Source organism: Psychrobacter sp. M4, from assembly GCF_055699795.1.
The window spans coordinates 2,701,939-2,728,834 of the sequence record NZ_CM146740.1; the positions used below are offsets into that span (position 1 = coordinate 2,701,939).

Below are 26,896 nucleotides of genomic sequence, written 5' to 3' on the forward strand. Positions count from 1 at the left end.
GATATACTATGTCACGTTTTTTTATTAATCGCCCTATTTTTGCATGGGTGTTGGCTATTTTAGTCATGCTTATGGGGATAATAGCTGTTATCAATCTACCGATTGAACAATATCCTCCTATTGCACCACCGACAGTCACTGTTAGTACCACCTACCCAGGAGCTAACGCAGAAACTATTGAAAACTCGGTGGTACAGATTGTTGAACAGCGTATGAAAGGTCTTGATGGCCTTATGTACATCTCATCATCAAGCTCTTCAAACGGCGGCGCATCTATAACGCTAACCTTTGAAAACGGTACTGATGTCGATATCGCTCAGGTACAGGTGCAAAACAAACTACAGGCAGCTATAAGCGCTTTGCCAGAAGCCGTTCAGCGTCAAGGCGTCAACGTCAATAAGTCCTCTAGTAGCTTTTTGATGGTACAGGGTTTTATCTCTGAAGATGGGCGTATGGATGAGGCTGATATTGGTGATTATATTAACGCCAATATCGTTGATCAGATCAGCCGAGTTGAAGGTGTCGGTGAGGTACAGTCATTTGGTTCTTCTTATGCGATGCGTATTTGGCTCGATCCTGAGCGCTTGCGTAGCTTTAGCATGGTGCCAGCTGATGTCGTTGAAGCAGTACGGGCACAGAACACTCAAGTATCAGCTGGACAGCTGGCTCAAAGACCCGCTGATCTTGATAATCAAGTTATCAGTGCAACGGTTACGGTGCAAAGCTATCTACAAACTCCTGAAGAATTTAGCAATATACTCTTAAAAACAGACAGCTCAGGCGCGATAGTACGTTTGGGTGATGTCGCAGATGTTGAGATTGGTAGTGAAAGCTATAGTGTGACGGCGCTTTATAATGGTCAAGAAGCAGCCGGTATGGGTATTTCTCTCGCTACTGGGGCTAACGCACTTGATACTCGTGAAGCGGTAGAAGAGCGTATCGCTGAGCTGGAGCAAAACTTTCCAGAAGGTTTAAAGACTGTTGTCCCTTATGACACCACACCTTTTGTACGCTTATCTATTGAGCAAGTAGTCCATACTTTGCTTGAAGCCATTGCCTTGGTATTTATCGTCATGTATCTGTTTTTGCAGAGCTGGCGCGCCACTATTATTCCAACACTTGCGGTGCCTGTGGTTATTTTAGGTACCTTTGCCGTCCTGTATGCAGCAGGGTTTAGTATCAACGTATTAACGATGTTCGCGTTGGTACTCTCCATTGGTCTACTGGTCGATGATGCTATCGTCGTGGTCGAGAACGTTGAGCGTATTATTGAGGAGAATCAAGAGATCTCCATCAAAGACGCTACGATTCAATCTATGGGTGAGATCAGTAAAGTCGTTATTGGTATCGCACTTATCTTATCAGCCGTCTTTGTACCCATGGCGTTCTTTGGTGGCTCAACGGGTGTAATCTACCGTCAATTCTCTATTACCTTGATTACTACAATGGTATTATCAGCGCTTGTCGCTCTTATCTTTACCCCGGCCCTATGCGCCACTTTACTTAAACGTAGCAAAAATCACGACAAAAATGGCGAAGTTAAAGAGAAAAAAGGTTTCTTTGGCTGGTTTAACCGTAGTTTTGACAAAGTTAGTCGTAGTTATGAAAAAATTATTGGTAAAAGTATCGGGGTAAAATGGCTATACCTTGCTGGCTACGCCGCTATTATTGCCATTATGGCAGTGGTATTTTTGCGCATTCCTGGCTCGTTTTTGCCCGAAGAAGATCAGGGTATCATGTTTACCCTAGTACAGCTGCCAGCAGGCTCTACCCTCGATGAAACACGAGACGTTCTCGATAAAGTCTCCGAGTATTACAATACGCAAGAAGAGAGTAATATTAGGTCGATCTTTAGTATTGCAGGTTTTAGTTTTGTAGGACAAGGGCAAAACGTTGGTCTGGCTTTTGTCTCGCTTAGCGATTGGGGCAACCGCGGCGCAGAGGAGGATACGGTACAAGCAATCTCTACCCGTGCCAATGGTTACTTTGCAACCCAGCTTAATGAAGCTCAGGTTTTTGCCATCGTGCCTCCAGCTATTACCGGTCTTGGTAACTCAAGCGGGTTTGATCTGATGCTACAAGATGTTGGTAATATCGGCCACCAAGGTCTACTTGAAGCCCGTAACCAGCTACTTGGTATGGCAGGACAAGATGACAGAGTGACGGGCGTACGTCCCAACGGTCAAGAAGATGCACCGCAATTAAAGATCAACGTAAACCAAGAGCAAGCGGCCGCCTACGGTCTATCTATGGGTAGTATTAATAGCGTTATCTCTATCGCTTGGGGCTCAGCTTATATCAACGACTTTATTGATCGTGGCCGTATTAAACGGGTGTTTGCTCAAGGGGAACCTGAGAGCCGTACTACCGCTGAAGATATAGGTAAGTGGTACGTGCGCAATGAGATTGGTGATATGATTTCGTTCGATGCGTTCTCCACTAGCGAATGGCGCCTAGCCTCCCCGCGTCTAACCCGTTATAACAGCTTACCTTCCATGAACATTCAAGGTAACGCTGCTGCAGGTTTAAGTACTGGTGAAGCAATGGATACTATGGAAGAGCTGATCACCAATTTACCTGAAGGGGTTGGTTATGAATGGACAGGATTGTCATTAGAGGAGCAAAAATCAGGGGCACAAGCACCGATCCTTTATGCTATCTCAATTTTAGTCGTATTCTTGTGTCTAGCTGCACTTTACGAAAGCTGGTCTGTGCCTTTCTCGGTGCTGTTGGTCATTCCACTTGGCGTCTTAGGCGCGGTACTCCTGACTTGGCTACGAAACTTTTCCAACGATATTTACTTACAAGTTGGTCTGCTTACCGTGGTCGGACTATCCGCCAAAAATGCCATTTTGATCATTGAGTTTGCCAAAGACCACCAAGAAGAAGGTAATAGTCTCAGAGATGCGGTGATGCTGGCAGCACGGCAACGTTTGCGTCCTATTATCATGACCTCACTTGCCTTTGGTTTGGGTGTTGTGCCATTATTCATAGCCAGCGGTCCAGGTTCTGGTAGCCAAAATGCTATCGGTACGAGTGTTCTTGGCGGCGTTATTACTGCAACTTTCTTAGGGGTTTTCTTCATTCCAATGTTCTACGTTTGGGTACGTAGCTTGTTCCCTTATAAAGGTAATGAAGCCCATGACATAGATGATGGTGGCGGCGATAATAACGGTGGAAATGGCAGTAATGGTAACGATGACGGTGATAATGATGACAACGGTGATAATGACCATAAGCCTAAAAAGCCAACCGATGATAAGCGAGATGCTCCTTCTGGAAGTTATCAGCCTGTAAGCTTTGGAGATAATATACAATGAGTTTTCAATCTTTTTTTACTCCCAAATCAGCAAGTCAAACAGTAGCTACCACTACTACTGTGCGACCTGCGACAGGTAAAGCATTGCTAATGACTACTGCTGCTACTTCTTTGAAAAGTGCTACCAGATCAGGAAGATTATTTGCTTTGAGTGCTTTGGTGATGAGTATGGCCGCTTGTACTACCATTCCTCCAAAAGCGGATAATAGTCCCATACTTGCCAAGCCTAATATTGGTATTAATCAGGCTTTTGGTACTAGCGATCTTGATCGTGAGACCGTTAGTAATGGTAATCAGCCAAGTCTAGCCAGTCAGCGCTGGCAGAACTTTTATAGTGATGAGCGCTTAAAAGCATTAATTGCTCTAGGTTTAGAGAACAACAAAGATTTTGAAAGTGCACGCTTAGCTATTGAGCGTACCCGAGCTCAGTACCGAATCACTGATATTCAAGACCTGCCGACGATTAATGGTCAAGCGGACTATTCTCGTCAAAGTCAGTCTTCACCGCGGACAGATATTCCTGGCGTCGGCGGCTTTGGTGGCAGACAAACGACTGATGCTTATAGCGTCAATCTAGGTCTAGCCAGCTACGAGCTTGATTTTTGGGGCAGAATTGACAGCCTAAAAGATCAGGCGCTGCAAAACTTTTTGGCAACCACTGCCGCCAAAGATGTGACGCAGATCAGTCTGATTAGTAATATCGCGCAAAGCTACGCCAACCTAAGTTATAGTATGGCGCAGCTTAAACTAGCTGAAGCTACGGTCGAGAGCCGTGAACGCTCTTTGGATATTGCCGAGGCACGTTTTGAAGCAGGTATTGATCCTAAACTCCCCTCACTGCAATCTGCAGCGGCTCTTGAAAATGCCAAAATCGCTGTATTGCAAGCTCAAACTAGTATTTTAAGATCACGCAATGCTCTACAGTTTTTGGTAGGTGCGCCTATTCCAGGCCAGCTCATCCCAGCACCTGCGATCAGCAACATTACTACGCCTGAGATCTTTAATGCAGGCTTACCAAGTGAGCTACTGCGCTATCGTCCTGACGTGCTACAAGCAGAATATAACCTAAAAGCGGCTGGTGCTAACATTGCTGTCGCACGCGCCGCCTACTTCCCAACGATCAGCTTAGCCAGTAGTGTAGGAGTGCGTAGTGATAGTCTGAGTAATTTGTTTGAGAGTGATTCATACGGCTGGTCTTTTGGCCCTAATATCACTGTACCTATCTTTGATGGCGGGCGTTTGAATGCCAATTATGATGTGGCAAAAATCGAGCGCGAGCAAACTCTTGCTAACTATGAGCAGTCTATTCAGGTAGCATTCCGTGAGGTGTCGGATGTTCTAGCTACGCGGGCGACTTTAGGCGAGCAGCTTAGAACCCAGTACCGTCTGCAAGATAACTTTGATCAAACTTATCAGATTGCTGACGCGCGCTTTAAAGCCGGTATCTCCAACTATCTCGATGTTCTTGATGCGCAGCGCTCATTGTTCTCAACGCAGCAAGGTATTTTGGATTTAGAGCTACAAAACATCATCAGTCAAATTGAGCTGTATCAAGCGCTGGGCGGCGGTGCGAATTTGGATATACCAGAGGCTATTCCTGTACCGCAGTACACTAACTTAGCACGGATTGCCAATCTTAATGAATACAGTCCTAAAGCAAAAGCGGCTTATGCTATTGATGCTGCAAGCTCCGCACGCGTAGCATCGGTGCCAGAAGCGGCGGCTATTGAACAAGCAAAAGATCCAGCGACCGCTGTATTTAGACCAAAAGCGGTCGTTGATATCGATAATGACAACGACGCTGATGCAGCGGTTGGTACTCTGATTCAAGAAACGCCAGTTGAACAAGCGCCAACTACAGAAATTGTCGAACCTTAGATGCTTGTTTTACCAGTCATTTAGTAATCAATAATACGATCAGCTCTGCCGATTTGGTGGGGCTTTTTGCTTTATGATATTTGTTACATCTGTCTATTATCAAACTGAAATAAGGATTTATTATGTCTTATACTTTCAATCGCCAATTTCCTGAAACCCGTTTGCGCCGCTTGCGTTACAACGATAACGTGCGCGCTATGATTCGTGAAGTTGAGCTGCATCCCAAGCATTTTATCGCGCCAGTGTTTGTGTTAGAAGGAGACAATCAACGCGAAGCAGTCGCTAGTATGCCCGGGGTTGAACGCTTATCAATTGATTTACTAATCAAACATGCCAAAGATCTTTTGAGCGAAGGCGTCACCACTATCGATATTTTTCCTGTTATCGATAATTCGTTAAAGACGCCTGATGGCATGGCAGCCTATGACGAAAACGGTTTGGCTGCACGCGCAGTAGCGGCGGTAAAAGACGCGGTGCCTGAGATGGTGGTCATGACTGATGTGGCGCTTGATCCTTATACTTCGCACGGTCAAGATGGTCTGCTTGATGATAGTGGCTATGTGGTCAATGATGCTACAGTAGAGGTCTTGGTCAAACAAGCTTTAGTACATGCACGCGCAGGCGCCGATATTATCTCCCCAAGCGATATGATGGATGGACGTATTAAAGCCATGCGCGATGCTTTTGAGGCCGAGGGCTTTGCTAATACGGCTATTATGGCCTACTCTGCCAAATACGCCTCTGCTTACTACGGACCGTTTCGTGATGCGGTCGGTAGTGCTAGCAACCTAAAAGGCGGGCACAAAAAGCAGTATCAGATGGACTTTGGTAACCGTGCTGAGGCTTTGCACGAAGTGGCGATGGATATCGCCGAGGGCGCAGATATGGTGATGATCAAGCCCGGCCAACCCTATCTTGATCTGATTCGTGAGGTCAAAAATACCTTTGGCATACCTACCTTTGCTTATCAAGTCTCCGGCGAATACGCCATGCATATGGCAGCGATTCAAAATGGCTGGCTTACCGACGCGGTAATTTTGGAGTCCTTGATTGGCTTTCGCCGCGCTGGTGCCGATGGTATCTTGACTTACTTTGCGCTTGAGGCAGCGCGGCAGTTGAATAATACTTAGTAAACAATAAAAGTTAGAAATAGAATTTCTATTTGAATTTTTTGCGTCAATTGGTTTAGATCTATTGACGCATTTTGTTATGAGCTATCAGTCTGGACAAATTTACCCTGTCCATCTCCTCCCCAAAGTCAATATTTTTGCTTTATAATAGCTAACTTCATTTTGATTTTCAGTTAACGTCAACTGTTAAAATCTAATGTATTATCTGCTTTATAAAGCTGAGCGTTATCATTCATTTATAACATTTTCCCGTTACTTTTATAATTATTTTTACCACTATTAAACTCTACTCCTATAACCTACTTTTACTCAACTTTTAGACTAAAACGCACAGCGTTCGTGTTGTCGGCGCTATTATTAACCTCTATTTTCTTTTGCTATACAGGTCACTTATGAGTCAACTAAATCCCAAACAAAACGAGGCTATGCTCTACGTATCAGGGCCACTACTGGTATTGGCGGGTGCAGGCTCAGGCAAAACCTCAGTAATTACCCGTAAAATTGCCCACTTAATAGAAAACTGCAACATGCCAGCTGAACGCATCACGGCGGTGACTTTTACTAATAAAGCGGCGCGCGAGATGAAGGCGCGGGTCAGCAAACTGTTGCCTAGTGAAAAAATGCGTGGGCTGACGGTATCGACGTTTCACCAATTTGGTCTCCAGTTTTTGCGTTATGAGCTGATTCATACGCCGCTTAAGGGTAATTTCTCTATCATGGACAGCGATGACAGCAAGCGTCTCTTGATGGAGCTGATGATGCGCGATAACTTATCGGGTGCTGAGAGTCGTGAGCTGGTCGGTAAAGCCATAAAATTCATCTCTGATTGGAAAAATGATCTGGTTGAACCTGATAAGGCTATGGAGACATTGGACGATCCAGAAGATATGATCTTTGCTACCCTTTATGCATTATATGAACGCAACTTGCGCGCTTATAACGCCGTTGATTTTGATGATCTGATTGTCCTGCCCACCAAGATTTTGCGTGAAAATAGAGAGCTGCGTGACAAATGGCAAAACCGTATCCGCTACTTGCTGGTCGATGAGTATCAAGATACTAATACCGCGCAGTATGAGATGATTAAATACTTAGTCGGGCCACAAGGACGCTTCACTGTGGTAGGTGATGATGACCAGTCTATTTATGCGTGGCGCGGTGCTAAACCTGAAAATATGGCGCTGCTCAAGGAGGACTTTCCTAAGCTTAAGGTGGTTATGCTTGAGCAAAACTACCGTTCTACCACGCGTATTTTGACCTCTGCAAATGCGGTCATTACTAATAATGAACATTTATTTGAGAAAAAGCTTTGGTCAGACAAAGGTCATGGCGAAAAGATCCGGATTATCAATTGCCGTAACGATGACGACGAAGCCGAGCGTGTGGCAAAAGAGATCATCACCCACAAGCTACGCTTTGGTAACGAATGGGAGCAGTATGCGGTACTCTATCGCAGTAATTTTCAGGCGCGCATGTTAGAGGCGCAGCTGCGTCAGCTGCAAGTGCCGTATAAATTATCTGGCGGTCAGTCTTTTTTTGCGCGTAGTGAAATTAAAGATATCATGGGCTACTTGCGTCTTATTTTGAATCCTGAAGATGACAGCGCGTTCTTGCGCATTATTAATACGCCTAAGCGCGGGATGGGACCTGCCACCCTTGAGAAGCTCGGACTGTTTTCTCAAGAGCATAGCATATCTTTGTTAGCATCCTGTACTCACGCTGGTCTTGCTCACGTGTTGCCTTCCAAAGCTTACAGTACGCTAAAAGAATTTGGCGAGTTTATTGAGCACTATACTAGGGAATTGGATCAGCATCCTGACCCCGTCCCTATCGTCAGGCAAATGATCGATGAGACGGGCTATATTGACTTTGTGCGCAGCGATGCCAAAACACCGCAGCAAGAGAAAAACCGTATTGATAATATCGATATGCTCTACACCAGTATTCAATCGCTTATCAACCGTGCTGAGGAAGATGACGAGCGCACGATTGATACTATTATTCGCAAACTGGTACTGCTCGATATGCTTGAGCAGCAGCAAGAAGAAGAGAATACTAACAAAGTTAATCTAATGACGCTGCACGCGGCTAAAGGCTTGGAGTTTGATTATGTCTATATCATGGGGTTAGAGGAAGAGATGCTGCCGCATCGCAACTCTATCTTGAGTGAGACGGTCGAGGAAGAACGTCGACTCATGTATGTGGGTATTACCCGCGCACGTCGTGAACTAACGTTAACGCTTGCCACCCAGCGCCGCGCTGGTGGGCAGATGCGCGTGACCTCTGAATCTAGATTTTTAGATGAGTTACCTGAGGATCATATCGACTGGCCTGCCAAAACCAAAAAGAAAAAAGCGACCAAAAACCCAGAAGCCGTCGCTGATGAATATCTGGCTAATATTCGGGCGTTATTGGGTAATCGTTGATGCTCATATCTCTGTTAGCTACAGCACGCAAGGGAAGTTAATACTAGCAGCACCGTACCTACTTTAAAGTGTGTTAACTATAGCCGTTGACTCCAAGCGCTCAAATTTTTAGTCTTAATAAACTTTTATATTGTCTTATACCCTTATTTATTATTTTGGAACGCTTATGCTCGACCCTACGCCTAGCCCAGATCAACCCCCTAAATTACCGACAGATTATAATCCGCTAGAGTTTAGCGCCGAATATAAGCTGTTATATTTGCAGGATTTGGTCGCAAAAGATGCGTATACAGATATTGGCGAGTTTTTGGCTAAGCAGTCTGAGTACGAGATTGCCAATCTGTTGGAGTCTTTTCCCAATCAAGATCGGCAAATTATTTGGGCACAGGTTCCTGAGCATCTCAAAGGTGAGGTTCTTGCAGAGCTCGAGGTGGATACGCGCCAGCCTTTAATGGAGAATATCTCTTCAAAAGAGATATCTGCATTCACCCAAGACCTAGATGCGCAGGATATCTCAGAGATTCTAGAGACCGTTACCGAAACTGTACGTACCTCTGTGATGGCAACCTTGGATGAAGAGGTGCGCATTCAGGTTAACAAGCTCGATACTTACGAGGACTGGGAAGTTGGCAGTTATATGGATCCAGATATTATTCAAGTGCAAGACGATATCAGTCTAGCGCAGGTACAATCTTGGCTGCGCGAGCATGAAGATTTGCTTGACGATCAAAGCCAAGAGCTATTGGTCGTTGATCAAAGCCAGCAGCTGTTAGGTCTGCTCAGCTTAGTTGATCTTATCAAGCATGATCAAACGGCCATGGTGGCAAGCTTTATTGATAATGCCATTACGATTAATGATCGCTTAGATATCCAAGATGCTGCCGCTATTTTTCGCTCAGAAGATATTCGTTACGCGCCCGTTATTAATGACTTCGGCGAGCTGGTTGGTCAGTTAAATGGTGAGGATATCATGGAGATTATCCAAGATGATGTCGATAGCACTATGAAAAGCTTGGCCGGGGTCAGTCAAGACGAAGAGCTATTTGCGCCGATATTGACCAGCGCCAAGAGCCGTAGTGTTTGGCTAGGTATTAATCTAGGTACTGCGCTTCTAGCCGCTGCAGTCATTGGCCAATTTGAAGAAGTACTAGCGCAAGTGGTGGCGCTTGCGATACTGATGCCAGTAGTTGCCAGTATGGGCGGTATCGCCGGCTCCCAAACCCTAACCGTGGTCATTCGTGGTATGGCTATGGGTCAGATCGGGGGCTCTAACCGCATCTGGTTACTTAACAAGGAGCTATGGGTTGGCGCTATAAATGGATTTATTTGGGCTATTATTATGGCAATTATTGCACAAATGTGGTTTCATGATATTAAGATTAGTGCAGTAATTGGTCTTGCCATCGCGATTAATATGACCGCTGCTAATGTCTCTGGCATTAGTATACCGCTGATTCTCAAGCGTATGGATATTGACCCCGCCTTGTCAGCTTCGGTTATTTTGACCACAGTAACTGATATTGTCGGTTTTATGTCATTTTTGGGACTGGCGAGTATATTGTTACTTTAGCTTATGTCTACGGCAATTTAGCAGCAAAATTTTCAAGCTAAAAATACAACGCGGTGTCTCTCGTTATTATTTATAATCACGGCTGATTTATAGAATACCCTAATTTGTAGTTTGTAGAGCGCCTCGAGTAGTTAGGCTGTAAAGAATACAATAACCATATAAGTGAACGTATCATGCAAGCAGTACAAGTTAAAATAATAAATTCTAAGATTGGCACGCATCCTGACTTTCCGATGCCAACGCGAGCTACCGATGGTTCAGCGGGTATAGATCTGCGAGCTTGTATTGATAAGCCACTGACGATTAAAGCTGGCGAAACTCATTTAATAGGTACGGGTTTGGCTGTTTATATCTCTGATCCTGATTACGCTGGTATGATTTTGCCGCGCTCAGGCCTTGGTCATAAGCATGGCATAGTACTTGGCAACTTAGTCGGTCTCATTGATGCCGACTACCAAGGCGAGCTGATGGTCAGTGTTTGGAATCGTAGCGGTAAGGACTTCGTACTTAATTCAGGCGAGCGTATGGCGCAGTATATTGTCGTGCCTATTGCTCGACCCGAATTTGAAGTTGTCACTGAATTTAGCGATGAGAGCGCACGCGGCGCTGGCGGTTTTGGTCATTCAGGTCGTCAATAGTCTTTGTCCGTTTTGTATAAAGCAAATATATTAATAAAATAAAACGTCTGATTTTATAAGAACAATAATAAGGGGAGTATAGCCATGTCAGCTTTTGCCGCACAGCAGTCCTTATTTCGTGCTTATGACATTCGCGGCGCGCGTCAGTATTTTACTACTGAATTTATAGAAGCGCTGGGCGTGGCTTTTGCTCATCTCTATCTTACCCAAAATCATCTTATTGAGAATAGCTCTAGCTGTCAAAAAAACATCAATTCTCCAATCTTTAACGACTTTGACTCTAATAATGTTGTCTCTAGCAACACTGCCTCTGATACTAGGTATAATCGCATAGCTTCTAAAACCATCGTCATTGGTTACGACGTACGCTGTAATAGTGATACGATATCGCAAGCACTGACTAGCATTTTGCATGCGTATGGGCTGACAGTTATTCAGCTTGGTCTCATTACCACGCCTATGATGGCGTTTTGGGCGCAGCAATATGCTGGCCATGGCATTATGGTGACAGCCAGTCATTCAGAAAAAAACACTTTAGGAATTAAATGGCTGGTTGATAACAACTCTCCTAGCGATGTTGACATTCAAACGCTCTATAAAAGTTTGTTAGCCATTGAACGATCAAAAGTTGGCGAGTATAAGTACAATTACTACAATAGAAAACATCATGATACGCTGATAAATCAATTAGAGACGCATTATAAACAGGCATCTAGCTCTAGTGTTATAAGTTTACCGACCGACATAGTGGCCTCTACTTATATTGATGAGATCGCGCAAATATTTACCCTTATTGAACAGCAAAACATCAAGACCAATCTCAATAATCAAAGTGTAGCTACTAAACTTGATTTGACGGTAGTGATTGACTGTATGAATGGGGCGACGAGCAGAATCGCGCAGCCTTTATTTGAGAATTTTTGTAAAAGTGTCATTATGCTCAATGATACGCCTGACGGCAATTTTCCAACGGGTAATCCTGATCCTACTGAGATCAACCGTCTGGCCGAACTGCAACAAACCGTTATTATCAATGCAGCAGATATGGGTCTGGCTTTTGATGGTGATGGTGATCGTCTGATGATTGTTGATAATAGTGGTAAAGTGGTTACCCCCGATCATCTGCTTTTTTTATTAGCGCAAGTTGCAATGACTGAGCGAGCTATCTCTAGTAAAAACAACAGTGACCCACAAGTTATATTCGATGTAAAATGCTCTCATCATCTGCCGCGCCTACTAAAAAAACTTGGGGCTATACCTGTAATGAGCAAGACTGGCAGTAGTATACTGCGTCAGCAGTTGCAGTCCCAAGACAGCCTTGCTATATTCGCTGGCGAATTATCAGGTCACTTTATTTTTAATGATGACTATTTTATTGTTTATGACGATGCTATGTATGCTGGCCTCCGGCTTCTACACTGGCTAGCATCAACAGTTATTGAGTCCGATATCGTCACCCAGCTAAGTGCTAACATTAAAACAAATGCTCATGCTGGAATAAATAGTAGTGCTAAAACAGCTGTCGATCCCATGCTTACCCATAGCATTTTAGCTACTACTAGCACTGATTTATGGGGCGCTTCTAGACGGGCGACACTACCGTATCGCTTGACTGATATTACCCAGTATCTACCGAGGCTAGTCAGTACGGCTGATAATTATTTGCCGCTACCAGATCGTTCGTCAAGTGAGACGGCGAGCACCTGCTCAATAGTAGATCATATGGTAGTATTTTGTCATTATTTGCAGCACTTAGTAAAAAACCCTAACGCTAAACCACTAAACTTATCAGCGGCTTTTACAGTTGCCGACTTACCTAAAGAGATAGCAAAAACAGCTGATTTTCAAGCCCTATTGTCGTGCGCTTGCTTTGATACTATAAAACAAGTAACGATAGCGCAGGCTCGTAAACTTCTGCCAGCTGGTACTCTTCTATCTTGTATTGACGGGATTCGTTTAGATTTTGCTCATGGCTTTGGTATATTACGTCAGTCTAATACCAGTCATAGCCTGACCGTGCGCTTTGCAGGAGATAGTGTCGCTGATCTACAAAAGGTGCAAGCGCGCTTTGTAGCCCTGTGCCGCTACTTTGATACCCAAATAGCAGAACAAATCGCTGCTATCGGCTATGAATAGTTGTCAAATAGCTTATCACAAAAACCATGGCTTACTATAAGCCTAAAATTATATTTTAGAACCGTGTTTTAGGAGCTTACCATGTCGCTAAATTTGGACGATGCCAAGACCACCGCCGAAGTATTAACCACAGCTCTGCCTTATATTCAGCGCTTCGTTGACAAGATTATTGTGGTCAAATACGGTGGTAATGCCATGACTGATCCTGAGCTTGAAAGCTCATTTGCTCGTGACATTGTCCTGTTAAAAACCGTGGGTATGCATCCAGTAGTGGTACATGGCGGCGGCCCGCAAGTCGACAACCTACTCAAAGAGCTGGGACGTACCTCCAAGCGTATCGATGGTATGCGCGTGACAGACAAAAGCACCATGGATATCGTAGAGATGGTATTAGGCGGCGGGGTCAACAAATCCATTGTTAGTTTAATCAACAAACACGGTGGCCGCGCTATTGGGCTGACGGGCAAAGATGCCAATCTTATTCAAGCCAAAAAAATGCTAATGGAAAAAGTCGGCGAAGATGGTATAGCAGTACCGATAGATTTAGGTTTTGTCGGCGATGTGGTCAGCGTCAATAAAGATGTTATCAACATGCTCATTGCTTCTAATTTTATCCCCGTTATTGCGCCATTAGGGGTGGATACCGATGGCAATACTTATAATATCAATGCTGACTTAGTCGCCGGTAAGGTCGCTGAATTTTTGCAAGCCGAAAAGCTCATGCTGCTTACTAATATCAAAGGGGTATTGGGACGTGATGGCCAAGTAGTCACGGGCCTTACCCCTAAGAAGGTCGATGCTTTGATTGAGGATGGGACGATCTCAGGCGGTATGATTCCAAAGATCGGGTGCGCCCTTGATGCGGTACGAAGCGGTGTCAAAAGCGCTGTTATCGTTGATGGCCGCGTCCCGCATGCTACGCTGTTAGAGATTTTTACCAATGAAGGCGTGGGTACGCTGATCAGCCGTGAGTTAGAGTCGACGTTGAACTAAGTACAAACCATAAAACCCAAACCTAGATTTAAATGCTTCTAGGCTTGGGTTTATTTATGTAGAAACACTTTTATTTATGCAAAAACACTAAATGGTTTAAGAAAAAGTACTGATGAACGCTTCTTCATCAAAGCTGCATAGCAACACGTTCTGATCATTATACTCGCCTTCTACGATAGGGCGCTTAATCATACTGGTATTAGCGGCTAACATCTCAATAGCTTGAGACTCATTACTATCTGCCCGCGCTTTTTGTTCATCGTCCAATTTACGCCATGTGGTGCCACGTTTATTGAGCACTTTATCAATACCTAATGCATTTACCCAGCGCTGGATACTTTGTTTATCGATACCCTGTTTTTTATAATCATGAAAGATATAATCAACGCCTAATTCATCGAGTTTGGCAAACGCTTTTTTCATGGTACTGCATGATTTGATACCGTAAATGGTGATGGTCATTATTACTCCTTAATTGCTCTTATTTATTAAGCGATTACTGATAGACAAATAGATAGAAAAAATAGACATCTATACAAAATTTAGAGGTTGTTACATATAATCAATTGCAGTATATACTCAATGTTTTATCAGCCCCATCGCAATTTTTTCCAATTTACGCTATTCTACCTTATCCAAATGCATCCTTATTCTTTTTATCAAATTCCAACCTAGAGCCAACTATGAGCAACACTGTGACAGCAGATCAAACCAATACTAACAATATAAATACTAATAATGATAGCAGCCACTATCAGCCGCAGCTTATCGAAGCTGAGCAGCAAGCCAAATGGGCAACCGACAAGCGCTATGAGGTTAACAATGAGCCAAGCGACAAGCCTAGCCGCTACATGCTCTCCATGTTCCCCTATCCAAGCGGTAAGCTGCATATGGGTCATGTGCGCAACTACACTATCTCTGATGTGTTAAGCCGTTATTATCGGCTCAAAGGGTTTGAGGTCATGCAACCTATGGGCTGGGATGGTTTTGGCTTGCCTGCTGAAAACGCAGCGATTGCCAACCAAATGCCGCCTGCTAAATGGACGTTTGACAATATCGACAACATGCGTGCGCAGCTTAAACTGCTTGGTTTATCAGTCGATTGGTCGCGCGAATTTGCCACCTGCAGCCCGGACTATTATCAGTGGGAGCAGTGGCTATTTTTGCAATTGTACAAAAAAGGCTTGGTTTATAAAAAACTAGCCACCGTCAACTGGGATCCAGTCGACAATACGGTTTTGGCAAACGAGCAAGTTATTGATGGCAAAGGCTGGCGTAGCGGCGCGCCCGTTGAAAAGCGCGATATTCCGATGTATTACTTTAATATCACTGACTATGCTGATGAGCTACTCGATGATTTGGAGCAGTTAGAAGGGCACTGGCCGTCCGAGGTGCTGACCATGCAGCGCAATTGGATTGGCCGTAGCGCTGGTATGGAGGTGCATTTTCCTTATACGCTTGCTGGTGACGACAATACTTTAGATGTGTTTACTACTCGCCCCGATACTTTAATGGGGGTAACTTATGTTGCTGTTGCCGCCGAGCATCCGCTAGCGCAGTACGCTGCTGAGCGTGATGAGGTAATTGCGCAGTTTTGTGCGCTATGCAAAAAAGGCTCAGTCGCTGAAGCCGATCTTGCGAAAGCTGAGAAAATCGGTATGGATACGGGTCTGACCGTCACGCATCCGTTGACTGGCGAGAAGCTACCGGTTTGGGTCGCCAATTATGTCTTAATGAGCTATGGTTCAGGCGCTGTTATGGCGGTGCCTGCTCATGACGAGCGCGACTATGAATTTGCGACCAAGTATAATTTGCCTATCAAGCAAGTCATCGATACGCCAAAGGGCTACTTTGATAACATAAAAGCTCAGGCAAAAGCTGATGGTTCTGAGGTCAATCTTGCTTATACTGAACGCAATACTCTAATCAATTCAGGCGAGTTTGACGGTATGGATTTTGAGCACTCCTTTGAGGCGATGCTCGCCAAGCTTGAACCGCTAGGTCTAGCTAATAAGAAGATTCAGTATCGTCTGCGCGATTGGGGCGTATCGCGCCAGCGCTATTGGGGCTGCCCTATTCCCATGATCAACTGTGAGCATTGTGGTACGGTGCCCGTTGAAGAGCAGGACTTGCCGGTGATACTGCCAACTGACGTAGTACCCGATGGACGCGGTAACCCACTTAAAAACATCACCGATTTTGTCAATACCACTTGTCCTAAATGTGGTAATCATGCTGAGCGTGAGACCGACACCTTTGATACCTTTGTAGAGTCGAGCTGGTACTATGCCCGCTTTGCTAGTCCAAACGATACCAATAATATGGTGAACAAAGCAGCGGCTAATAAGTGGCTACCGGTAGATCAATATGTTGGCGGTGTTGAGCACGCCGTTATGCATCTGCTTTATGCACGCTTCTTTCACAAACTTATGCGTGATGAGTCATTAGTCTCCGGTGATGAGCCATTTGCTAACCTGATGACGCAGGGCATGGTACTCGCTGGTACTTTCCATCGTACCAATAGCGATGGCAGCACTACTTATTATTTTGCCGACGATATCGATATCGATTATAACGAGCGCGGACAGCCGATCAAAGCTACTTTAAAAGCAGATGGCCAACCGGTGACCATCGGTAAAATTGAGAAGATGTCAAAGTCTAAGAACAATGGCGTCGATCCACAAACCACCATTGATCAATACGGCGCGGATACTGTGCGTCTTTATACCCTATTTACTGCGCCTGCTGATCAAACGCTTGAGTGGTCAGATGACGCACTAAAAGGCCCTTATAACTTTATCAAAAAGTTATGGCGCATTGCTACCGACCATATACAGGCGCTAACAGCTGCGAACCTAAGTCTTGATAGTTTGAATAATAGCGCGTTAGATAGCACTGATCTGAGTAAAGCGGCTAAAGATTTGCGCCGTAAGACCCACGAGACTATCGCTAAGATTGATAAGGATTTGGGTGACCGCTTAGCACTAAATACGCCGGTCTCTAGTCTTATGGAGCTATCTAACGAGCTTGCCAGCTTTAAGGCTAGTAGCGAGCAGGACTTACAAGTACAACATGAGGCGCTGATTGATTTGCTTATAATGTTGTCAGTATACGCGCCGCACGTCGGTGAACATCTGCTTGAGCGCCTAGGTCTTGATACCCAAAACTTAAGCTATCCGGCTGTTGATGAGCGTGCTTTAATACAAGATACCATCACCATGGTGGTACAAGTCAATGGTAAGGTACGCGGCAAAATGGATGTTGCGCCAAATAGCGATCCTGAGCAGCTCAAAGAACAAGCACGCAGCCTTGATAGCGTAGCAAAATTTATCACCGGTGATGTCAAAAAAGAGATCGTCGTACCGAACAAATTAGTCAATATTGTGGTTGCAGGTTAAGCTTGCAACTTTAGGGTTGCAAGTGTCTATTAGTACAATTGAGGATAGCAATTATGTCGTATAAGCATCAACTTAATGTGAAAAAGCGCTTTGGACAAAAAGCGGCGATGGCACTACTTACAAGTCTGCCTATAATCGCCGTGCTTGGATCGACAACTATCCTTAGTAGCTGCGGCTTTCATCTGCGCGGTTATGACGCTCCTATGCGCTTTGATATTGCTAAGACCGCTGTGGTTATCGAAGATGAGCGTATATCGTTTCCGCTAAAGCTGCCTTTAACAAGACGCTTAGAAGCTTTGGGCATTGAAGTCGTTGATGGTATTAGTCTTATTGAAAATGCAGACAATGCTCAATTAAATGGTACTATCGCTGATGAAGGCTCTGAACAAATAGCCGTCATTAATGTCAATAATGTACGTTTTAGACGTTATGAGCTGGTTGGTGTATTAACGGAGATTCGCTTGGTATTATCAGCAGATGTCAGCTATGAAACTATAGAAAATGGTAGACCAGTAACACTTACTAACCCTATTCAAGTTGAGCGTAGCTATCAGTACAACGAGGCCTCGGTTAGCACTGATGATCAGCAAGGCAGCCAAATTCGTGATTGGTTATACGATAGTTTAGCGCGGCGTATTACCGATCAGTATGTCGCGATTGCTCTTCCTAAAGTAGCGCCCGCTCCTACTAATAAGTCAGCGCAAATAGAGGAGAGCTCAGCGACTACCACCATTATTGCTCCCTCTTCTTAAAGACGTAACGTCTTAATTGCATGACCTTTTAAGCACGCCAACTAGATGATAAATTGGTTCACTTATACCTAAAAATTCATATCAATAAATTTGTGTCATAAATTTATGCAAGAGTCTTTTATACAAGTCTATCCAAAGCTACTGCAAACTGACGTTGCGGTAGCTGGCTTGTGGCTGGCGCACGGTGATGAGCCGCTATTACAGCAGTGGCTTGTTGACGCTCTAAGGCCACATTGGCGCGCAAAAAACTACGCCATAAAGCGCATTGAGCTGGTCTCTGTAAAAACGTGGCAAGAAGTGTTGTCCGAGCTTAGCAGTCAGTCTTTATTTGATGATGCTAGTAGCTTAATTGTCACCGGCAATCATAAACCAGACAAAGGGGTAATCACTGAGCTTGAAGGCTTTGCTCAAGATGCCCAAACAGGCGCGCACAGTCATAGCTTGCTTTGGCTAACAGCCAAACAAGATCGTCGTAGTCAGAGCAGCAAGTGGTTTACTCCTTTTGCCAAATACGGTCACGTTATCGACTGTAATCTTTATGATGAGCGTCAACGCCAACAGTTATTGCAAGTTCAAGCACAAGAGTTTGGCCTAAAGTTATCACAAGATGCTTGGCAGTTATTGATGTCACATACTGAGCACCATCTTTTGAGCGCTTATCAAACCTTGTGGCGGCTGTCTTATCTATTTGCAGCGCAGCTAGCAAAAGGGGACGCGACGAGCGCTTCAGACAATGTCGCCTTAGATATTAACGACTTACAATCCGCTTTGGTTAGTGACGCCCAGTTTAGTGTGTTTGACTTGTCCGATGCTATGCTCGCAGGCAATAGCACACAAGTTACCAAGATTATGTTCCAGCTTAAAGCCACTGATGAGCCGACTACCTTGGTGCTTTGGGCGATCAGCAAGGACATGCGACAAATCATAGGTTTAATGGACGGACAAGATCCGCAAAGTTTGGGCATTTGGCGCAGTAAACAAGGGTTGTATCAGCAAGCCTGTCGTCGTCAAACCCAAGCACAAACGGCTCGCTGGCCTGACCTTCTCTATCGCTGCGATCAGGCTATTAAAGGTCTTATTCGTCAGCCCGCTTGGGAGCTTTTGTTGCAAGCTGCTCTAGAACTATCGGGTAAACGCTTGTTTGCCTAAAAGATATTTTCATAGCCTTCTACTTAACCTTTCTTAAACTAATTAACGTTCCTTTTTAACTATGAAGTCTTTACTATAACTAAACTTGATTTAACTGTAATTGGATTGTTGTTATGCGCAAAATGACTCAGAAGTCTGCCATCAAATGGGGTATTATAGCTTTAGTAGTCTTGCTGCTTGCCGCTTTAGCCTATAATACTTTTAAACCTACTGAGGATACACCCAATTATATTACGGCAACAGCTGAGATTGGCGATATAGAAAATAACGTCATGGCATCTGGTAAAGTTAAGGCGCTAAACACTGTAGACGTTGGTGCACAGGTCTCAGGGGAAGTAACGCGCCTGTATGTGGAAGTGGGCGATGAAGTAAAAGCTGGCGATTTGATTGCGCAGATTGATCAGGTTACCCAAAAAAACAATCTAAGCAATCAGCAAGCCAGTCTTGAGCAGAGCGAAGCTGCCATTCAAAGCGCCGAAGCTGAGCTTTTGAGTCGGCGCGCCAGCTTAAAAAGTGCTGAGGCCGATCTTAACAGTCGACAATCTGAATTAAAGCAAGCACAAGCAGATTTTGAGCGCTTGCAAGGTTTAGTGGCCATTGATGCAATCTCGCAGCAAGAGTACGATACACAAGCGACCCGTGTTGAGACTGCCAAAGCAGCGGTTGATAATGCGCGTGCCGCTATCGATACTGCCAAAGCGGCTATTATTACTACGCAAGCTAATATCAACAGCCAGCGCGCAGAATTACGCAAATCTCAGACCAATGTCAGCACTGCTCGAGAAGATCTGAGCTACACCACCATTCGCGCGCCGATGGCAGGCACCGTAGTCTCTATCACCACCGAGCAAGGGACTACTGTTAATGCCAATCAAACCGCGCCAACCATCGTTACCTTAGCCGATTTATCAACCGCACGTATCAATGCGCAAATCTCCGAAGCCGACGTCATTAACGTCGAACCCGGTATGCCGGTTTATTTTAATATTATTGGTAATCCTGACCAAAAGTACGATGCTACCTTGAAAGCCATCGAGCCTGCACCCGAGAATATTAGTGACACCAGCTCAACCGATGCTGCTATCTACTATATCGGTTATATTGAAGTACCCAATACTGAACGCCGCTTTCGTATCGATATGACTGCGCAGGTTTATATTGTTGTTGATGAGGCAAAGAATGCTCTGCTTATCCCTTCTGCCGCCTTACAGCCTGCCAGCGGTGCGCCAAAATCTACAGACGCAGCCAATACTGAAGCGACAAACGGCTCTACCGCTACTGTGCGCGTTCTTAAAGACGATGGCGAAGTGGTCGAGCAAACGGTACAAGTCGGTATTAATAACCGGGTTAATGCTCAGATTTTAAACGGTCTGTCTGAGGGCGATGAGGTGATCTTGAGTGAAGAATCAGAACAAGGACAAAGCAGAGGTAGACGCCCCTTTTAAGCTTTAACCTTTAGGACTTGTAACAGACTTTTGATACTAAATGTTATTGATATAGGCACGCGTACATGGACAGCAAAACCATTCCTTCCAAACCTTTGACAGATGTGCCTTTGATGCAAGTTAAGGGCCTGATTAAAGAGTTCCCTGCTGGCGAGCAAACCATTCGCGTGCTGCATGATATCGACCTGACCATCCATCAAGGTGAGATGGTTGCCATCATCGGTCAATCAGGCTCTGGCAAGTCAACGTTGATGAATATCTTGGGCTGCCTTGATCAAGCGACGGCTGGTGAATATAAAATATTTGGACAGCCTGTAAGTCGCCTTGATGCCGACGAGCTTGCCAAACTGCGCCGCGAGCACTTTGGGTTTATTTTTCAGCGTTATCATCTTTTAGGTGATATCAACGCGCGCGACAATGTCTCTGTACCTGCTGTTTATGCAGGTATGGATGGACAAGCTCGTAGCGATCGTGCTGAGACTTTGCTTGGCAACTTAGGACTTAGCGACAAAGTTAACAACCGTCCTAACCAGCTATCAGGTGGTCAGCAGCAGCGCGTCTCTATTGCGCGCGCGCTGATGAATGGCGGCGACATTATTTTAGCCGATGAACCAACGGGCGCTCTCGACAGCAAATCTGGCGAAGATGTCATGAAAATCTTGCACGATCTAAAGGCGCAAGGTCACACCATCATCATGGTTACTCATGACCCCGGTCTTGCCCAGCAAGCCGAGCGGGTGATTGAGCTCAAAGATGGCTACGTCATTGAGGACTATCAAACCGAGCATTATCAGCAAGCTCAAAGTGACGATAGAGCTAGGCCAGAAGCTATACTTGATAAGCATCGTAAGGGTAAGCTTAGCAGTTTTATTGATCGCTTATTTGAAGCCTTTAAGATGTCTTTGCTGGCTATGCGCGCGCATAAAATGCGTACGCTTTTGACCATGCTAGGTATCATTATTGGTATTGCGTCAGTCGTCTCCGTTGTCGGTTTAGGTAAAGGCTCACAAGAGCAGATATTGGCCAATATCAGCTCGCTTGGTACCAATACCATTACCGTCATCGACGGCTATCCTTGGGGCGATCCCAGACGGCGCTATAACGATGACAACCTAACCCCGCAAGATGCGCAAGCAGTCGCTGACCAACCTTATGTCACCAGCGTCAGCCCGCAACTTGATACTAATATGAATGTGCGCTATCGCAATGTCCAAGAGGCAGCAAGCATTAGCGGGGTTGGTAAAGATTATCTCGCGGTTAGCGGTGAGACGCTCGCGCAAGGTCAAGGTTTCGATGAGCAAAGCATCTTGACGCGCACTCAAGATATCATTATTGATGATAATGCCAAACAAACCTTTTTTCCTAATAATGCTAATCCTATCGGTGAGGTGGTCTTGATTGGTAGTGTACCGGGACGGATAATTGGTGTTCTTGAACCTAATGACAGTGGTTTTGGTGGACAAGTGGACTCACCGACACTATACATGCCCTACACTACGATGATGTCGCGTCTGGTAGGTAGTCCCACTATCGAGCGTTTTGTGGCGCTAATTGATGATAGTATTTCATCCTCTGCCGCAGAAACTGCGATATCTACGCTGATAGAGGGTCGACACGGTGCTGATGATTTTCGTATTCGCAATTCTGACTCCATTCGGCAAACTATTGAAGCTACGACTGGCACGATGACACTACTAATATCCTCTATTGCTATTATCTCTCTCATCGTTGGTGGCATTGGCGTCATGAATATTATGTTAGTATCTGTGACGGAGCGTACCAATGAGATTGGCGTACGGATGGCCGTTGGCGCGCGTCAAAGTGATATCATGCAGCAGTTTTTGATTGAAGCAGTATTGGTGTGTATTTTAGGCGGCCTACTTGGCATTGGGCTGGCTTTTGCTATTGGTGAATTGATTAATCGTGTTGGTGGGGATAGTTTTAAAGTCATCTATTCGCCAACCTCAATTATTGCCGCCTTTGTTTGCTCGACGCTTATCGGTATTATTTTTGGCTTTTTGCCCGCTCGTAATGCTGCCAAGCTTGATCCTGTTGAAGCACTTTCTAGAGATTAATTTGATCGCCTAAATAGTTTTCTCTCCAAACTCCTATAGAAACCGTGTTATAGAATATAAATAAAGTCCAATACAAAAAATACAGTAAATTTCACCTAGAAATTGCATTTTTCTGCTAATGCAGGGTTGTAATTATCACAATAATATATATAATGTGCTCTCACGTTTAGCGAGATGTCTTATCTGAATGTGGATAGAAGATTTTAATAAATAGCTTTCAAGTAAGTAATCGTTTGATAGTAAAGTTTTTGAAAATCCTATTTAAAGGATTTCCCTTGCGAACCTAAAAACGTTCTATGAACGTTTTTTTCACGGTTCTCAGGACCGATAGCTCAGTTGGTAGAGCAGTTGACTTTTAATCAATTGGTCCCGCGTTCGAGTCGCGGTCGGTCCACCATATTACTAGATTTATTATGTGTTTTACCCTATCCGGTATCAATATAATAGATTAAGGATTTACAAAATTGTGAATTCTTTTAGAACTCTAAGTTTTACATAATTTCCCTTTAAGGAAATTATTCTTGCAAATAATCATATACATTGATTGTATGCAGGGATTTTGGAAATCCTATTTAAAGGATTTCCCTTGCGAAGATCTTAGTTGATAAGTTTAGGTTGTACGCAAAGTTTTTAGAAAATCCCCTTTAAGGGATTTTCTCTTGCAGAGCTAAAAAAGCAGTGCTTTTTTTATACGCTCTTCAGGACCGATAGCTCAGTTGGTAGAGCAGTTGACTTTTAATCAATTGGTCCCGCGTTCGAGTCGCGGTCGGTCCACCATATATTAGATAAGCCCCACTACTTTATTGGTAGTGGGGCTTTTTCTTGTTCAGTTATATCAAGTCATCGTTTATAGGCAACTATAGCATCTTGAATAAACTTAGCGGCGCTTACGGAAACTAAAATCATTACTGTGTCCCCATAGCAGCTTATGTTTGATAGTATCTTTTACCGTACGCGGCTGTTTGGGCGCTTGAGAAATCAGTTTATCAAAAGTTTCAGCATCGATGGCTAACTCATATCCATGCGCCATCATGACTTTAGAGGGCTTCAAATCTTTAATTCTTTGCAAAGATTTTATATATACCTTAGGATCATAGATAGGAAACGGCGCGACAAATTTGTGCTTAAGCTTAATAATTAGGTCAGCCGTATAAACTTGACGACTAGGTCTATGAAATAAGGACAAATCTCGATCGGTATGCCCAGGCGTTTCTAATACCTGCCAGTCCTCAAACCCTGGAATATTATCACCATCTTGAACCGTAACATCAGGATACAGATACGCTGGATACCATAGGTTTTTAATCGAAAGACCTTTACGCCGAGCTACATAGTGCGCAAGGCTGATATCTATCAAATGCATCAATTGCCCTCCTACGCCGCTATACCATTGTCGTTGTTTATGAGCAGCTACAATCTGGCAGCCCGTTACTTCTTTGAGCTTCACTGCCCCGCCTACGTGATCTGGATGCATATGAGTGACCATAACTACCTTTAGGTCATTAAGTGGACGACGAAGTGTCTGTTCAATATAATTAGTCACTAATGACACATCAGGACGACAGCAGCCATCAAGCAGCAATAGTTTATCTGGGTATACAGCTAGATAGATGCTTTGAATATAACCCTCTAAATGTACAATTTCACATAAACTCATCGATCTTCCCTGACTAAAGAAAAATTACTAAGCTCTAATATTTCATCAATCTGAGCTTGGTTTTCTTTATTATATCGTTGATACTTTATAACTAAGTTATTTTCAGTGAACGCTTGTGACTATATATTTTTTGACTATATATTTTCCGATCATACACACAAAGAAAAACCCAGTGCTAAGACTGAGTTTTAAATAAAGTTAATAAGTATTTTTTGTCAATTGATATTAATTAAGCCAAGTCACGAACCTTTGGCTCACGCTCCCATAGACGTGATTTAGCATTTTCAATAAAGCTATCCATCTCATCAAGCGGGGTTACAAAGCTATCTTTTTCAACAGGCAGCTTACTTAAGATAAACTCATCTGTCGCTGGGCAATAACCAATAGCTTTACAATGTACATAGGCATCGGTAAACCAGTCCAAGGTTGAGCTATCTTGAGCAAGTTTTTTAGCTTGATCAGGCATAATGATACTAACTACCGCATCAAAGAAGACTGACGGAGCACCAGCAACACGCTCATCAGCTTGCACGCGCGTACCATCGTCTAATTCTACTTCTTTGGTAGGAGCGACGAGTTTTACCATACCGCCCTGACCATTTACAGCATCTTCAAACTTTTTGACCTGTTCATGACTTGAACCCTCAGCTACTAAGATACCAATCAAACGACCCTGTAAAGATTTAGGTGTACGTCCAATCGTTTGCAGTGGCTCTGAGGTTGCCATATCCAATACTGGCGCCGCAGGCTCCGCCGCTTCTGGCAGTTTCATACCCAACGCTTTTGCCACACGATTAGCTAAATCTTCATCGATATTGATCAGATGGCTAAGCATACGAGTACGTACGTGCGGCGTGTCTACCTTACCAAGCTCAAAAGCATAAGCAGAAGCAATATGCGCCTGTTCAGCTGGTGTCTGGCTATGATAGAACATACGTGGCTGACTATAATGATCAGCAAAGCTTTCAGCACGTACGCGTCCTTTAACGCCATCATCTAGCTTCTCATGGAACGACTCAAAACCTTTTTTAGGATTCTCGCGTGGACGATCTAGATCTAGACTTTGTGGCTCATAGAGCACGCGAGTTTTAGGTACTTGCATTTGCATATGGCCATCTTGCTGATTATTGGCAAACGGACATTTCGGTGCATTGATTGGAATTTGCACAAAGTTCGGTGAACCCAAGCGAATCAGTTGCGTGTCTAGATAACTAAATAGGCGACCTTGCAATAGTGGATCATTACTAAAATCGATTCCTGGTGGTACATGTGACGGACAGAAGGCGACTTGCTCCGTTTCAGCAAAGAAGTTATCTGGATTGCGGTTTAGTACCATTTTACCGATGATTTTTACAGGTACCATTTCTTCTGGAATCAGCTTAGTGGCATCTAAATGATCAAATGGGAACTCATTAGCTTCTTCTTCAGTAAAGAGCTGAACCCCTAGTTCCCATTCAAAATACATCTTATTATCGATGGCCTCAAACATATCACGACGGTTGTAGTCAGGATCAGCACCAGAGATTTTGACTGCCTCATCCCAAATGAGTGATTGCACGCCTGCTACTGGCTTCCAGTGATAACGGAAAAAAGTACTCTTACCTTCTTTATTTAATAGGCGATAACTATGAATACCAAAGCCTTCCATCATACTAAAGCTACGCGGCAAGGCACGATCACTCATGAGCCAAATGACATTGTGCATAGTCTCAGGACTTAGTGAGACAAAATCCCAGAAGGTATCATGCGCAGAAGCCGCTTGCGGAAAACCGCGATCAGGCTCAGGCTTGACCGCATGAATCAAATCTGGAAACTTGATGGCATCTTGAATAAAGAAGATGGGCATGTTGTTGCCAACCAAGTCCCAGTTACCCTCTTCAGTATACATCTTCACTGAGAATCCGCGAACATCACGCGGCGTATCTTTTGAGCCCTTATTACCGGCAACCGTAGAAAAACGCGTAAATAGTGGCGTCTGTTTGCCAGTTTCAGTCAAAATCTTTGCTGTAGTATATTCTTCTAATGATTCAGTCAACTCAAAATAACCATGCGCAGCACTACCACGAGCATGAACCACACGCTCAGGGATACGCTCATGATCAAAATGGTTGATTTTCTCGCGCATTACGAAGTCTTCTAGTAATGTTGGACCACGGCTACCTGCTTTTAATGAGTTTTGATTATCTGCGATAACCACACCTTGTTGTGTCGTCAAAGATTTATCATTGTCACCTGCACGCTGGTGCGTCTCGCCACCATTGCCACGTTCAGTGTTCATATCTTTTGCGGGGTCAGTATGATCAATATTTGTTTTCATCATGCATCCTAGC

At 44.3% G+C, this 26,896-nt stretch carries 16 protein-coding genes and 2 tRNA genes; 15 read left to right on the forward strand and 3 right to left on the reverse strand.

What is annotated here, in order from left to right:
• Positions 1-8 precede the first annotated feature (8 nt).
• The 8 genes from ACR63N_RS11210 to argB all read left to right on the forward strand — a co-directional run bounded on the left by ACR63N_RS11210 (position 9) and on the right by argB (position 14,090).
• Positions 9-3,320, forward strand: coding sequence for an efflux RND transporter permease subunit (locus tag ACR63N_RS11210; protein ID WP_472782037.1), 3,312 nt, complete (start codon positions 9-11; stop codon positions 3,318-3,320).
• On the forward strand, positions 3,317-5,197 hold the full coding sequence (locus ACR63N_RS11215; RefSeq protein WP_367106779.1) for an efflux transporter outer membrane subunit: 1,881 nt from the start codon (positions 3,317-3,319) through the stop codon (positions 5,195-5,197). The genes ACR63N_RS11210 and ACR63N_RS11215 overlap by 4 nt, the downstream gene beginning before the upstream one ends.
• Positions 5,198-5,319: 122 nt before the next feature.
• Entirely contained in the window at positions 5,320-6,327 is a 1,008-nt protein-coding gene (gene hemB, locus ACR63N_RS11220) for a porphobilinogen synthase (protein WP_367106778.1), read from the forward strand.
• A gap of 392 nt (positions 6,328-6,719) precedes the next feature.
• Complete coding sequence (locus tag ACR63N_RS11225; protein ID WP_367106777.1) at positions 6,720-8,753, forward strand: UvrD-helicase domain-containing protein; 2,034 nt, start codon at positions 6,720-6,722, stop codon at positions 8,751-8,753.
• Between the two features lie 166 nt (positions 8,754-8,919).
• Complete coding sequence (locus ACR63N_RS11230) at positions 8,920-10,323, forward strand: magnesium transporter (RefSeq protein ID WP_367103824.1); 1,404 nt, start codon at positions 8,920-8,922, stop codon at positions 10,321-10,323.
• Positions 10,324-10,496: 173 nt separating this feature from the next.
• Positions 10,497-10,961 (forward strand): dUTP diphosphatase, encoded by a 465-nt coding sequence (gene dut / locus ACR63N_RS11235; protein ID WP_367103823.1) that lies wholly within the window; start codon positions 10,497-10,499, stop codon positions 10,959-10,961.
• 84 nt (positions 10,962-11,045) lie between these two features.
• Positions 11,046-13,097 carry a phosphohexomutase domain-containing protein gene (locus ACR63N_RS11240; protein WP_367106776.1) on the forward strand — a complete coding sequence of 684 codons (2,052 nt, stop codon included), beginning with the start codon at positions 11,046-11,048 and terminating at the stop codon, positions 13,095-13,097.
• 81 nt (positions 13,098-13,178) lie between these two features.
• Positions 13,179-14,090, forward strand: coding sequence for an acetylglutamate kinase (argB, locus tag ACR63N_RS11245; protein ID WP_367103821.1), 912 nt, complete (start codon positions 13,179-13,181; stop codon positions 14,088-14,090).
• Positions 14,091-14,186: 96 nt separating this feature from the next.
• Here argB and ACR63N_RS11250 read toward each other — a convergent pair whose 3' ends face one another.
• On the reverse strand, positions 14,187-14,552 hold the full coding sequence (locus ACR63N_RS11250) for a Spx/MgsR family RNA polymerase-binding regulatory protein (RefSeq protein ID WP_367106775.1): 366 nt from the start codon (positions 14,550-14,552) through the stop codon (positions 14,187-14,189).
• Between the two features lie 221 nt (positions 14,553-14,773).
• On the opposite strand from ACR63N_RS11250, the gene leuS reads away from it, so the two are divergent.
• The 7 genes from leuS to ACR63N_RS11285 all read left to right on the forward strand — a co-directional run bounded on the left by leuS (position 14,774) and on the right by ACR63N_RS11285 (position 23,686).
• Positions 14,774-17,488: a leucine--tRNA ligase gene (leuS, locus tag ACR63N_RS11255; protein ID WP_472782038.1), complete on the forward strand. Its 2,715-nt coding sequence runs from the start codon at positions 14,774-14,776 to the stop codon at positions 17,486-17,488.
• A gap of 53 nt (positions 17,489-17,541) precedes the next feature.
• The gene (locus ACR63N_RS11260; protein ID WP_472782039.1) at positions 17,542-18,240 is read left to right on the forward strand and encodes an LPS-assembly lipoprotein LptE; all 699 of its coding nucleotides are present in this window, start codon (positions 17,542-17,544) and stop codon (positions 18,238-18,240) included.
• A 105-nt stretch (positions 18,241-18,345) separates the two neighbouring features.
• Positions 18,346-19,389, forward strand: coding sequence for a DNA polymerase III subunit delta (holA, locus tag ACR63N_RS11265; RefSeq protein WP_472782040.1), 1,044 nt, complete (start codon positions 18,346-18,348; stop codon positions 19,387-19,389).
• Between the two features lie 113 nt (positions 19,390-19,502).
• Positions 19,503-20,834, forward strand: a complete 1,332-nt coding sequence (locus ACR63N_RS11270; RefSeq protein ID WP_367103817.1) for an efflux RND transporter periplasmic adaptor subunit — start codon at positions 19,503-19,505, stop codon at positions 20,832-20,834.
• Positions 20,835-20,899: 65 nt separating this feature from the next.
• Positions 20,900-22,909 carry a MacB family efflux pump subunit gene (locus ACR63N_RS11275; protein WP_367109056.1) on the forward strand — a complete coding sequence of 670 codons (2,010 nt, stop codon included), beginning with the start codon at positions 20,900-20,902 and terminating at the stop codon, positions 22,907-22,909.
• Between the two features lie 321 nt (positions 22,910-23,230).
• A tRNA-Lys gene (locus tag ACR63N_RS11280) sits at positions 23,231-23,306 on the forward strand.
• A gap of 304 nt (positions 23,307-23,610) precedes the next feature.
• Positions 23,611-23,686 (forward strand) — tRNA-Lys (locus ACR63N_RS11285).
• 100 nt (positions 23,687-23,786) lie between these two features.
• On the opposite strand, the gene ACR63N_RS11290 is transcribed toward ACR63N_RS11285, so the two are convergent.
• Together ACR63N_RS11290 and ACR63N_RS11295 are read right to left on the reverse strand one after the other, a co-directional pair.
• Positions 23,787-24,566: an MBL fold metallo-hydrolase gene (locus tag ACR63N_RS11290; RefSeq protein WP_472782041.1), complete on the reverse strand. Its 780-nt coding sequence runs from the start codon at positions 24,564-24,566 to the stop codon at positions 23,787-23,789.
• Positions 24,567-24,795: 229 nt separating this feature from the next.
• Complete coding sequence (locus ACR63N_RS11295; protein ID WP_367103814.1) at positions 24,796-26,883, reverse strand: catalase; 2,088 nt, start codon at positions 26,881-26,883, stop codon at positions 24,796-24,798.
• Positions 26,884-26,896 lie beyond the last annotated feature (13 nt).

Coding starts and splice junctions, on each gene's coding strand:
- ACR63N_RS11210 (WP_472782037.1), top strand. CDS start 9: ATGTCACGTTTTTTTATTAATCGCCCTATTTTTGCATGGGTGTTGGCT.
- ACR63N_RS11215 (WP_367106779.1), top strand. CDS start 3,317: ATGAGTTTTCAATCTTTTTTTACTCCCAAATCAGCAAGTCAAACAGTA.
- hemB (WP_367106778.1), top strand. CDS start 5,320: ATGTCTTATACTTTCAATCGCCAATTTCCTGAAACCCGTTTGCGCCGC.
- ACR63N_RS11225 (WP_367106777.1), top strand. CDS start 6,720: ATGAGTCAACTAAATCCCAAACAAAACGAGGCTATGCTCTACGTATCA.
- ACR63N_RS11230 (WP_367103824.1), top strand. CDS start 8,920: ATGCTCGACCCTACGCCTAGCCCAGATCAACCCCCTAAATTACCGACA.
- dut (WP_367103823.1), top strand. CDS start 10,497: ATGCAAGCAGTACAAGTTAAAATAATAAATTCTAAGATTGGCACGCAT.
- ACR63N_RS11240 (WP_367106776.1), top strand. CDS start 11,046: ATGTCAGCTTTTGCCGCACAGCAGTCCTTATTTCGTGCTTATGACATT.
- argB (WP_367103821.1), top strand. CDS start 13,179: ATGTCGCTAAATTTGGACGATGCCAAGACCACCGCCGAAGTATTAACC.
- ACR63N_RS11250 (WP_367106775.1), bottom strand. CDS start 14,552: ATGACCATCACCATTTACGGTATCAAATCATGCAGTACCATGAAAAAA.
- leuS (WP_472782038.1), top strand. CDS start 14,774: ATGAGCAACACTGTGACAGCAGATCAAACCAATACTAACAATATAAAT.
- ACR63N_RS11260 (WP_472782039.1), top strand. CDS start 17,542: ATGTCGTATAAGCATCAACTTAATGTGAAAAAGCGCTTTGGACAAAAA.
- holA (WP_472782040.1), top strand. CDS start 18,346: ATGCAAGAGTCTTTTATACAAGTCTATCCAAAGCTACTGCAAACTGAC.
- ACR63N_RS11270 (WP_367103817.1), top strand. CDS start 19,503: ATGCGCAAAATGACTCAGAAGTCTGCCATCAAATGGGGTATTATAGCT.
- ACR63N_RS11275 (WP_367109056.1), top strand. CDS start 20,900: ATGGACAGCAAAACCATTCCTTCCAAACCTTTGACAGATGTGCCTTTG.
- ACR63N_RS11290 (WP_472782041.1), bottom strand. CDS start 24,566: ATGAGTTTATGTGAAATTGTACATTTAGAGGGTTATATTCAAAGCATC.
- ACR63N_RS11295 (WP_367103814.1), bottom strand. CDS start 26,883: ATGAAAACAAATATTGATCATACTGACCCCGCAAAAGATATGAACACT.